The sequence below is a fragment of the Glutamicibacter soli genome, assembly GCF_003309065.1.
GTDB lineage: Bacteria > Actinomycetota > Actinomycetes > Actinomycetales > Micrococcaceae > Glutamicibacter > Glutamicibacter soli.
In genome coordinates, this window is record NZ_POAF01000005.1 from 340369 (window position 1) to 351240 (window position 10872).

Annotated in this window: 8 protein-coding genes and 1 pseudogene; 1 reads left to right on the forward strand and 8 read right to left on the reverse strand. The window is 66.1% G+C overall.

The window, feature by feature from the left end; genetic code table 11:
• Nucleotide 1: 1 nt before the first annotated feature.
• Genes C1H84_RS12400 through C1H84_RS12410 form a run of 3 tightly spaced genes read right to left on the reverse strand, consistent with a single transcriptional unit; the run spans nt 2 to nt 3444 of the window.
• Entirely contained in the window at nt 2-1120 is a 1119-nt protein-coding gene (locus tag C1H84_RS12400) for a CDP-glycerol glycerophosphotransferase family protein (RefSeq protein WP_052772472.1), read from the reverse strand.
• A gap of 20 nt (nt 1121-1140) precedes the next feature.
• Nucleotides 1141-2121, reverse strand: a complete 981-nt coding sequence (locus C1H84_RS12405) for a metal ABC transporter solute-binding protein, Zn/Mn family (RefSeq protein WP_052772473.1) — start codon at nt 2119-2121, stop codon at nt 1141-1143.
• Between the two features lie 45 nt (nt 2122-2166).
• Complete coding sequence (locus C1H84_RS12410) at nt 2167-3444, reverse strand: YibE/F family protein (RefSeq protein ID WP_047119941.1); 1278 nt, start codon at nt 3442-3444, stop codon at nt 2167-2169.
• Nucleotides 3445-3595: 151 nt separating this feature from the next.
• On the opposite strand from C1H84_RS12410, the gene C1H84_RS12415 reads away from it, so the two are divergent.
• Entirely contained in the window at nt 3596-4774 is a 1179-nt protein-coding gene (locus C1H84_RS12415; RefSeq protein WP_181728125.1) for a CPBP family glutamic-type intramembrane protease, read from the forward strand.
• 86 nt (nt 4775-4860) lie between these two features.
• On the opposite strand, the gene C1H84_RS12420 is transcribed toward C1H84_RS12415, so the two are convergent.
• The 5 genes and pseudogenes from C1H84_RS12420 to C1H84_RS12440 form a co-directional block, all read right to left on the reverse strand.
• Nucleotides 4861-5991 (reverse strand): baeRF2 domain-containing protein, encoded by a 1131-nt coding sequence (locus tag C1H84_RS12420; RefSeq protein WP_047119942.1) that lies wholly within the window; start codon nt 5989-5991, stop codon nt 4861-4863.
• A gap of 139 nt (nt 5992-6130) precedes the next feature.
• Nucleotides 6131-7240, reverse strand: coding sequence for an NADH:flavin oxidoreductase/NADH oxidase (locus C1H84_RS12425; RefSeq protein ID WP_113607540.1), 1110 nt, complete (start codon nt 7238-7240; stop codon nt 6131-6133).
• Between the two features lie 82 nt (nt 7241-7322).
• Nucleotides 7323-8678 carry a magnesium transporter gene (gene mgtE / locus C1H84_RS12430; RefSeq protein WP_113607541.1) on the reverse strand — a complete coding sequence of 452 codons (1356 nt, stop codon included), beginning with the start codon at nt 8676-8678 and terminating at the stop codon, nt 7323-7325.
• 419 nt (nt 8679-9097) lie between these two features.
• Nucleotides 9098-10507 (reverse strand): L-serine ammonia-lyase, encoded by a 1410-nt coding sequence (locus tag C1H84_RS12435; RefSeq protein ID WP_113607542.1) that lies wholly within the window; start codon nt 10505-10507, stop codon nt 9098-9100.
• A gap of 177 nt (nt 10508-10684) precedes the next feature.
• Nucleotides 10685-10872 (reverse strand): annotated as a pseudogene (locus C1H84_RS12440) (serine hydroxymethyltransferase); the annotation flags it as partial.

The window sequence follows — 10872 nt, forward strand, 5'->3', positions numbered from 1 at the left end:
GTCAGACACTGCGCAGCAGCTGGCCCAGTTTTTCCGTCGCGCCCCCCGGTTCGGTGGTGGCGAAGAAATACTGGGCCAGCTGCTTTTGCCGTCCGGACACCCCGGAGGCCGCCAGCGCGGCCACGCGGTCGGCCAGCCCGTTGGCGTGGCCGAGCAATTGGTCCGCCGGCAGGCCCTGGCGCAGCTTGCAGTCCCGGTCCCCGGCCAGCAGCAGCGGCACATTCAGTGCCACCGCGTCGTAGGACATGGCCGAGATGTCGCAAATCGCCACGTCGGCCCAGACCAGCGACTGGCCGGCGTCCGCGGTGGGATCCAGCAGCGAGGTGTAGTTGGACTTCAATGCGGTGATGGACTTGCGGGCTTCGCCCGACACGTCACCGGTCTTGGGGTGCGGGCGGAAGCGGACCTCGAAGCGGTCGTCGGCCTGCAGTTGGGCGAGGATCCGCTCCCCCAGCGCGGTGATGGAGGAATAGGCCATGGCCTGGGAATCGCCTTCCCAGGTCGGCGCATAGAGCACCCGGATCCTGGCGCTCGGGCCGCTGGGCGTCAGCGCATCAAGCTGCGGGCGGCCGATCTGCACCAGGTGGGCGAGGTCGAAGCGCGGGATGGCCTCGCGGATGCGCTCGACCGCCGCCGGGCCGGCGACGCAGGCGTAGTCGTAGGCCTTGAGCTGGTTGGAGACCATGGAGGCCTTTTCGCTCTCGCCGTGGTTCAGGTGGATGTGCGCCGGGCCGTTGAAGCGCAGCATGGTGAAGTTGCGCTGCGAATTGTTCACGTAGCAGATGGCCTTGGTGCCCATCGCGGCCAGCTGCTTCTCGATCTGCTCCATGGAGCGGGTGAACAGCAGCGGCAGGCTGGTCGAGTCCAGCGCCTGCCGCGCGCTGAGCGCGTCCATGAGCACCACCCCGGTGCTCATCCCCTGGTCGGCCAGCCGTTCGAAGGTCTCCAGCCAGGTGTCCAGCTGGTAGATCTGGCCCGGGCCTTCAGCGAAGAACAGGACCACATCCGCCTGTTCCAGTCCACGGGAGGCTTCGGCGATCTGGGCTCGCACCGAGCGCTCGGCCAGCAGGGACTTGGCTTTTCCAGCGGCTTGATTGATTGGGGATGGAATCAACGGCATGCGTTAAGTCTACGTAAGCGCTAGCCCTTCAGCGCGGAGGCAAGGGATTCGATGTTTCCCTGCATCCATTCCAGGTAGGTCGAGCCGTCGGTGATCGTCTCGGTCAGTTCCACCACGGGCACCCCGGCGTCTTTCGCCACCGAGCTCAGGGCCTTGGTTTCGGTGCCTTCGGTCTGCACGTTGTAGACCATCACGTCCGCGCCCTTGCCGGCCAGCAGGTCCTCGGCGTTCTTGAGGGTCAGCGGGGCGATGCCCTCGCCTTCCTCGATGGCTTCGCTCAGCCCGGCGGGGGTCTTGTTGACCATGCCGGCGTCCTCCAGCAGGTGGAACGGCACCGGTTCGGTCATCAGGTAGCTCTTGCCCTCCAGCCCGGCGGCGGACAGCTCGCCAGCCAGTTGCTCGATGTCGGCGTCGAATTCCCGGGCGTTGCGCGTGTAGTCGGCGGCGTTGGCGGCGTCCTGCTTGCCCAGCTCGGCGGCGAGGGCATCGGCCAGCGCGCTCATGGAGTCCAGGTCGTACCAGACATGCTCGTTGTACTCGGCGTGCTCGTGCCCGTGCTCCCCGCCCTCGTCGTGGGCGTGCTCATCGGCTTCGTCCCCGTGGCCCTGGGCTTCCTCGGCGGCGACCGGCGAGGAGTCGACCACATGCAGCAGCGAGAGGTTGTCGCGCTGCTCCTGGGGCAGCGACTGGACCAGGGTGTCCATGAAGGAGTCGTATCCCCCGCCGTTGGCCAGCACGATGCTGGCCTGGGAGACGGCGAGCTTGTCGCGGGCCGTCGGCTCGTAGGAATGCGGGTCCTGCGCGGTGGAGGCGATGATCTCGCTGACCTCCGCATGCTCGCCGGCTACCGTCTGGGCGATTTGCGCGTAGACGTTCGTGGTGGCCACGATGCTCGGGCCCGAGGTCTCCGGCGCGCTCTGCGCATCGGAGGAGCATCCCGACAGCAGCAGGCCGGCGACGGGAACGAGGGCAAGTGAGGCGAGAATTGAGCGGTTTTTCACGAGGAAGCTTTCTAGTTCAGGTTCGCTATTGAGAACTATTCTACATTACTCGTGAGAATGATTCGCACTTAGCGCCGCCCGGCGGCCGCTGCCGCCCAGCGATTTGCCGTGTGCTCCCCCGGTTCCGGTGGCCTTGACCACCAGCACCGCGATGGCGGTGGTCACCGGAATCGCCAGCACCAGGCCGATGGAGCCGATCAGGATCCGGATGACTTCCTCGGCCATTTCCCCGGAGCTGAGCGTGGTGCCGAAGCCCTGGTTGCTCAGCGCGGCGATGGCCAGCACCGGCAGCGCCGCGCCGGCATAGGCGAAGGCGATGGTGTAGACCGTGGAGGCGATGTGGTCGCGCCCGATGCGCATGCCGCGCAGGAAGAGCTCGGTGGCGCTGGCCTTCGGCGCGGACTCTGCCAGCTCCCAGACCGTGGCCGACTGGGTGATGGTCACGTCGTTGAGCACACCCATGCCGCCGATCAGCACGCCGCAGATCAGCAGGCCCGGCAGCGAGATCTGCGGAGCCACGGTGGACAGCGTCATGGCGGCCTCGTCGTGCGCCCCGGTCAGCGCCGCCGCGTCGGTCAGCCACAGCGCCAGTCCGGCCGTCACCCCCAAGCCGAACAGCGTACCCAGCAGCGCGGTGGAGGTCTTGGCATTCAGCCCGTGCGCGAAATACAACGCCACGAACATGATGGCAGTCGAACCGGTCAGGCCCACCACAATCGGATTGCCGCCTTCCAGCAGCGCCGGGACCATGAACACGATCATGAAGGCGATGCCGCCGACCAGCCCGATCATGGCGCGGGCCCCGCGCCATCCTGCCACGAGCACGACCACCAGGCCGTAGGCGATCGCCAGCAGGGCCATCGGGAAGGTGCGCACGAAGTCAACGAACACGAAATCCGTCCCGGAGTTGGAGCCCACCTTGGACAGGTCCAGGTAGCGCAGCGAATCCCCCGCCCGCGCTTCGCGCGACTGCAGCGTCTCCTGCGGGATCTCCAGCTGGATCTCGGCGCCGCCGTCATCGGGCATCACGTAGGTGACGGTGCATTCGAGCACCTTGCCGCCCACGTCCTCCAGGCCCTGCGAAGACGGGCAGTCCTGGAATACCGAACGGGTCACGGTGCCGGTGGCCATCACCGCGCCGCCGGTGGTGTCAGTGGATCCCGACAGGGCGAACTTGTCGTAGTTCCCCTGCGGCCACAGCGCGATGACCATGACCAGCGCCAGGGCGCCGACCGGTGCGAGCAGGGCCCAGAGGATGATCGAGGCACGGCGGCGCCGCTTGGGGTCCTGCAGGATGGGTTCGTCGTGATGGTGGTGGCCCACGGGTGCGTTCTCCGCATCGCTCGAGTCGAAGTTGTCGTCCCCAAGTCTAATCAGCCAGTGGCAAGCCCGGATGCCTGCCCCTTCGGAATGAGCGCAGAGATCCTCCGGAAGGTTCATGCGTTTGGGTGGGCCTCACCGGGAGAATGGAAGCATGAGCATGACATCAAATGCGGGGCTTCCGGCCCCGACGGAAAACGTTGATGAACCGCGCTACGAGTTCCACAGGCTCCTGCGGCGCGACGAGAACTACCGCTGGTGGCGTCCGCTGGCGCTGCTGGGCACTGCCTCCGGATTCTTCGCGGTGCTCTCCATCGTGGTTGGCGTCATCGCCTTCGTGATGATGATGTCCAATCCGGCGTTCTGGAGCGGCGACACCGCGGCGCTGGAGCAGCTCACGGTGATGAACATGGCCGACCCGATGATGTTCTCCATCGTGATGATCTCGCTGATCGTGATGATCCCCTCGGTGTGGTTCGCCTACCTGCTGCTCGGAGCCAAGCCGGTCTGCCTGCTGGTCTCGGTCGCCGGGAAGATCCGCTGGGGCTGGATGGGCACCGCGTTCGCGGTCAGCGGCATCGTGTACGCCGCCTACTTCGCGCTGACGTTCATCCTGGACGCCTTGGATGCGGGCGGCGGCGTCGAGGTGCCTGCCAGCAGCATCCCGCCTAGCCCCTTGTTCTACGCCCTGCTGGTCATCCTGCTCACCCCGCTGCAGTGCGCAGCCGAGGAACTTGTTTTCCGCGGGGCGTTCATGCAGGTCATCGGCAGCTGGCTCAAGCACCCGCTCTTCGCGATCCTGCTGCCGGTGCCGCTGTTCACCGCCGGGCACCTGTACGACGTCTACGGCCTGCTGGACGTGGCGATCTTCGCCATCGCCGCCGGCTACCTGACCTGGCGCACCGGCGGCTTGGAAGCCGCGATCGCGATCCACGTCGTGAACAACACCTCGCTGTTCCTGCTCGGTTCGGTCGGCCTGGTGGACCTGAACGCCAAGGGCTCGGACCTGGTTTCGCTGCTCATCTCCGGCGCGATGACCGCAATCCTGACGGTTCTGCTGGTCAAGCTCGCGCAGAAGAAGGACATCCAGCGCAGCGTCGGGCCGGCGCCGCGCCGCCGCGCCGAGCAGCACCTGCTGCAGCCGTGGCCCATCGCCTACCCGATGGGCCCGCAGCAGCAGGCCTACTGGGCGCCGCAGGAGAACGGGAACTTCGCCGGACAGCACCAGCCCGGGCCGGACGGATTCCCGCAGACGCCGATGGAACCGGGGCAGCCCGGAGCGCAGGGGCCGGACGGACCAGCCGGACAGGAACCGGACCGGAACTACCGGTAGCCGCCCCGCATGCGCGACGGCAGGCATAGGCAAGCGTGGGATCGCCGAGGCGTTCCCACGCTTGGTTGGTTAAGTGCGGTTGGTTCCTAGGACTTGGCCCACCGAAGCAGCGCGGCGATGCCGGCACCGTCGGGCATGGCCATGTCCGGGACGTAGCGGATCGTTGCGTCGGTCAGGGCAGTGGCCCGCAGCAGGACTTCCGGGGCCGGCCATTCGCCGACTACCAGGTCTGCGTGATCATCTCCTTCTTGGTGTGCGACCCATGGTTCGGCGCTCAGCGCGCGCAGGGTGTGCTCGTCCTGGTATTGGCCGACCAGCACCACTTCGGCCTGGGCCGACTGCAGCGCGGTGACGACTTCGTCAAGCCCCACGGCCAGCAGCGACCTCCCGTTGCCTGCCTGCGCCGTGACCTTGGCCTCCAGGTCCGCGACGGCCGCCGATTTCACCTCGTCCACGAGTTTCGAAATATGCTGCTGCACCTGCTTGGTATCCGCGCCGCCGGTGCGCGTGTGGGCGTCGATGACTTCCACATAGTCCTGCAGGTTGGCCGGCAGCGCGCTGGCGACCGCTTCGCGGGCCTTGATGTCCCCGGAGAGGACGATCAGCCGTACGTAGTTGTCGCGGCACATGTCCTCAATCAGCTCGGCGACTTCCTCCGTGTTCCGCCGAATCATTTCATCCGCAGCGGCCTGGGCCTTGGGCTGGTCGTATTCCCCGGGCACCTTGCGCGCGTGGCGGACTTCCTCCGGTGCGCCGACGATGCCGCGGCTGGCGATGCGTTCGGGTGAAGTGGTGTTGTAGAGATGGACTTCTCCGCCGTCGCGTCCGACCTCTGCCACGAGGTAGGAGAACGAGCCGCCGCGGGATCGCGCCAGCGCAGTGAAGTTCGGGAACGGTCCGACGTCGACCGACGGCGATTCAACCTTCAGCCCGGGGAGCAGTTCGTTCAACAGCACCTCGCCGTCATGCACTGCGATGAAACGGGCAACCGGTGCGCGCATTCCCTGCGCTGGCTCAAGTGCACCGGTGACGGCGCTGATATCCCCAGCGCTTGCCTGCTGGCTTTTGAGTAGCTTCGCCACCTTGTCGGGAAGATTATCTGCTGCCTCTTGGGCGGATGTGTTTCCCAGCGAAGCATCGACCAGTGCGGTGCTCCACGGGCCGGGCTTTCGGTAGAGCGAAGCGTCGATTCCATTAGAATCCGCGCGTAGTGCCATGCTGACTCCCTTCCGCACGCGACTCTCGCCGCGATGCGACTTGATCCGTGGCACTAACCTAACATCACTATTCAGATGCAGGAAGAGGTAAGCGCAAAGTAAGCCGCGGATCCGCGCAAATCAGCATGGCCCCCTGAATCTACCAGCGGCCGCGCCAGTACTGCGCCGGGGATGCCGTGGCCGCGCCCAGCTTCTTGGCAGCCCGGTTAGGCCACTGCGGGTCGCCCAGGGCGGCGCGTCCCACGCTCACGCCGTCGGCCTGGCCGGTCACCAGGATCTGCTCGGCCTGCACTGGATCGGTGATCCCGCCGACGGCCGTGACGAACGCGTCCTCGGGCAGCGCCTGCTTGACAGCTTGGGCCAGCGGCACCTGGTATCCCGGTCCGCTGGGACCGCGGAAGGGCCCGATCCCCGCGCTGGACAGGTCGAAGGCCCGCACGCCCGCCGCGTAGAGTTCCGTGGCCAGCCGCACCGTGTCATCGATGCGCCAGCCGCCCTCGACCCAGTCGTCTCCGGAGAACCTGATGCCCAGGGCCTTCTCCTGCGGCCACACGGCTGCGACTGCCTGCACGATCTCACGCAGGTAGCGGGTGCGGTTCTCCCAGCTGCCGCCGTATTGGTCGGTGCGCTGGTTCACCAGCGGGGAGAGGAACTGGTGGATCAGGTAGCCATGCGCTGCATGGATCTGGATCAGGTCGAATCCAGCTTGGTCCGCGCGCTTCGCGGCCTCGGCCCAGTCCTGCACCGAGTCGGCGATCTGCTGCCCGGACATCTGGGCTGCCGGAGCCAGTCCGTGCAAATCGCTCGGGGTCGAGGTCAGGGTCTGCCAGCCGCCGTCCTCCGGGGCGAGGCTTCCGGTCTTCCCGGCGTCCTCGTATTCCTTGAGCCAGCCGTAGGTTGAGGCCTTGGCTCCGGCGTGGGCCAGCTGCACGCCGGCGGCGGCCCCCTGGGAATGGATGAACTCGGTGACCGGCTTCCAGGCTTCGGCCTGCTGCTCGTTCCACAAACCGACGTCCAAGTCGGAGATCCTGCCTTCGGGCGCCACCGCCGTGGCCTCGGCGATGACCAGCCCGAATCCGCCCTGGGCGTGGGCGCCCAGATGGACCAGCTGCCAGGCGGTCGGGATCCCGTCGCGCTGCTCGATGGAGTACTGGCACATCGGCGGCAGCACCGCGCGGTTGCGCAGCGCCAGGCCTTCTCCGGCGCGGGTAGGGATGGTCGTGGGAGCGAAGAGTTTACTTTGAGGCATGCTAGGTATGACGTTCCGGCCCGGCCGCTTATTCCGCCGCCGAGATGCGGCGTAACATTTCGCCCCGGCGCGGGCCGGAGCCTCAGCCCAGGACCAGCACCGCGATGCTCAGGTAGACAACCAGCCCCGCGGCGTCGACGAAGGTCGAGATGAACGGGTTGGAGAACACCGCCGGATCGGCCTTGATCGACTTGCCGATGATCGGCATGATGCCGCCGACCCCTGCCGCCACGGTGCACAGCACCATCAAGGTCAGGCCAATCACCCAGGCGACCTGTTCCTCAAAGATCACCCGCGTCAGCAGGAAGCCAAGCAGCCCGAGGCTGAGTCCCAGCACGAAGCCCACGCGGACCTCGCGCAGCAGCACGCGGCCGATGTCGGAGATCCGCACCTCCCCCATGGCCAGGGCTCGGGTGACGGTGGTCGCCGCCTGGTTGCCGGTGTTGCCGCCGATACCGACGATCAGCGGAATGAACAGGCTGAGCACTACCATGGATTCGAGGGTTTCCTCGAAGCTGGAAAGCACCTGCACGGTCAACGTGGCGCCGATGGCCAGCACAAGCAGCCAGAGGATGCGCGAGCGGACCATGCCGCCGATCGGGGTGCTCAGGTACGGCCGGTTCAGCGGTTCGGAACCGGCGGTGCGTGCGGTCCGCGCCTCGTCGGCGTCATCCAGGATCTCCAGCGCCTGAGCCCAGCTCAGGACCCCGACCAGCTTTTCTTCCTGGTCGAGCACCGCGCCGATTTCGAGCTGGCGGTTGACCACGCGGCGCGCGGTCTGCACCGCGGGATCCGCGACCGTCGCGGTGAACATCGGGGTGAGCAGGTCCCCGACGAGGCTCTGCGGATCAGCGGCGATGAGCTGGCTGAGCTCCACTCCGCCGAGCAGGCGGCGCTCGTGGTCCACCACGAGCACCATGTTTGCGATGGTGCGCTCGGCCACCTGCTGACGGACGCGCTCAAGGGTCTGCTCTGCGGTCAGCTCCGGGTAGGTCTTGATGTAGCGCGTCGAGACGAAGCGTCCCGTGGAGGCCGCGGAGTAGCCCAGGAGCACGCGGGTTTCTTCGCGGGTCGTGGAGTCCAGTGCCTGCAGCAGGCTGGAAGCCACCGTGGCAGGAAGCTCGTCGAGCAGCGCCGCCCGCTCGGTGGCTCCGATACCGGCCAGCGTCTGGGCAACCGCGTCCTGCTGGAGGCCCTTGATGAGGTCGGCCTGCAGCGGGGCGTCGAGCTTTTCGAACACCCTCAACGCCCGCGGCTTGTCCAGCAGGCGGAAGGCGATGGCGGCTTCGGAGAGGCTGAGCGTGTCCAGGTGTTCGATGATTTCCGCCGGTTCCAGCCGGCGAAGCTGCACGGCCAATGCGCCGAGCTCCTCCGCTTTCAAGGCTGCGTGCAGTTCCCGAGAATTAGTTGAGAAGTCTACTTTTGGAGTGATGTACATGGTAAGTCGTCCAAACGTGTTGTTTGGCGCGGAAACATCAGCATTCTGCCCCGTAAGCCGAAGGCTGGAAGCATCAAAAAAGAGGAGATAAATCTCCTGATTTAGATGGTGTTCTGCGCACGTGAATGAGAGCCGGTCGCGAACTCGCAGACGTGCACGCAGGGAAGCCGAAGGAGGCTTGGGCGCTACGAATCGTCCCGGAGAGATCGCGTGAACATAGATCGGCTAGGGCCGTCGTCCATGTGATCACCTCCTTGCGGACAGGGTGGTGTGTGGGCCACCGTCTATCTCCAGTTCTATCATCCTTGCCTGCCGATGTCCCGCCATGGTGCCTGAGCTCATAGGGTCCGGAAGCCCGGCAGGGCGGAGCTTCGATGAAGCTCCGCCCTGTCGGCGCATGGTGCACGATTGTCAGTGCGTCAGCATTCGACGACGTTGACGGCCAGTCCGCCCATCGCGGTTTCCTTGTACTTGTCGCTCATGTCCTTGCCGGTTTCCCGCATGGTGATGATGACTTCGTCGAGGGTGACGTGGTGTTCGCCGTCGCCCATCAGCGCCATCTTCGCGGCGTTCACTGCCTTGGAAGCGGCGATCGCGTTGCGTTCGATGCATGGGATCTGCACCAGTCCTCCGATGGGGTCGCAGGTCAGTCCGAGATTGTGTTCCATGGCGATCTCCGCGGCGTTCTCCACCTGTGCAGGGGTTCCGCCCAGGATTTCGGCCAGCCCGCCGGCGGCCATGGAGGAGGCCGAACCGACTTCGCCCTGGCATCCGACCTCGGCGCCGGAGATCGAGGCCTGTTCCTTGTAGAGCACGCCGACCGCGCCGGCGGTGAGCAGGAAGTTCACGACGGCGTCGTGCTTTTCTTCCGCGTTCCAGTACTTGGCCCCCGGGGCGTAGTGGGTTGCGTAGAACAGCACGGCGGGGATGATGCCGGCGGCGCCGTTGGTCGGGGCGGTCACCACCCGGCCGCCCGAAGCGTTTTCCTCGTTGACGGCCAGGGCCACGAGGTTGATCCACTCCTGCCAGAACACCGGATCGCGGTCCTTGTCTTCCTTGCGCAGGCGCTTGTGCCATTCAGGCGCGCGTCGGCGGACCTTCAGGCCGCCGGGCAGCACGCCGGTTCGCTCGAGGGCGGAGTTCTTGCACTCCTCCATGACCTCATAGATGTGGATCAGGCCGGAGCGGATTTCTTCGCGGGTGCGGTAGGTTTCCTCGTTGGCCATCATGATTTCAGCGATCGACTTGCCCGTTTCGCGGCAGTGCTCCAGCAGCTTGGACGCGGTGGTGAACGGATAGGGCTGCTGCTTGAGCTTCTTTTCCAGGCTCTTTTCGATGCGTTCCTCGGCGCCTTCACGCACAATGAAGCCGCCTCCGACGGAGAAGAAGGTCTCATTGGACAATTCGGCGCCCTGGGCGTCGAAGGCGATGAACTTGACGCCGTTGGTATGGCGGGGCAGCACGGTCAGCGGGTGCTGGATCATGTCCTCGACCCGGTAGTCCAGGTCCTTGCGGTGCCCCAGCTGCTCGGCCAGGCGCAGCACGCCGCTCGCGTCCATGTCCGCCAGGCGGGAATCAACCTGGGTCGGCAGGATGCTTTCCGGCTCGAAGCCTTCCAGCCCCAGCATGATGGCGGTGAAGGTTCCGTGCCCGCGGCCGGTGGCGGCCAGCGAACCGTAGACGTCAACGCGGATGCGCTCCACCGCGGGGAGCTGCCCCTCGCGCACCAGATGCGCAATGAAAGCGTGGGCCGCACGCATTGGTCCCACGGTGTGGCTGGACGATGGTCCGATGCCTACCGAGAAGAGATCGAATACGCTTACCGCCATAGCGGATCACATCCTTAGATCTTGGGATCCGGGTGAAACCCGGATCGGCTTGTCTGTCATGCAGGGTTCTTCCCCCTGCCGTCCTTCTTGTGCCGCGTATTTTTGGCAGTAGAGAGACTGAGGGCCCGAAAAGCGCTTTTTCGCCGCTTTCCGGGCCCTCATCTTCGTTTGAAGATGCTACTCGGAAACCTTGGCCAGCTCCGGGTACAGTGGGTGGGCTGCGGCCAGCTCCAGAACCCGGGCCTTCAACTCCGGCAACACCCCGGTGTTGCCCTCGGCCCCGGCAATCAGGGTCTGCGCGATGATCTCCGCAACCTCGGCAAACGCCTCCTCGGAGAACCCGCGGGTCGCCAACGCCGGGGTGC

Bases quoted from the DNA above. Each gene is read 5' to 3' on its own strand.
- C1H84_RS12400 (WP_052772472.1), bottom strand. From the start codon at position 1,120: ATGCCGTTGATTCCATCCCCAATCAATCAAGCCGCTGGAAAAGCCAAG.
- C1H84_RS12415 (WP_181728125.1), top strand. From the start codon at position 3,596: ATGAGCATGACATCAAATGCGGGGCTTCCGGCCCCGACGGAAAACGTT.
- C1H84_RS12420 (WP_047119942.1), bottom strand. From the start codon at position 5,991: ATGGCACTACGCGCGGATTCTAATGGAATCGACGCTTCGCTCTACCGA.
- C1H84_RS12425 (WP_113607540.1), bottom strand. From the start codon at position 7,240: ATGCCTCAAAGTAAACTCTTCGCTCCCACGACCATCCCTACCCGCGCC.
- mgtE (WP_113607541.1), bottom strand. From the start codon at position 8,678: ATGTACATCACTCCAAAAGTAGACTTCTCAACTAATTCTCGGGAACTG.
- C1H84_RS12435 (WP_113607542.1), bottom strand. From the start codon at position 10,507: ATGGCGGTAAGCGTATTCGATCTCTTCTCGGTAGGCATCGGACCATCG.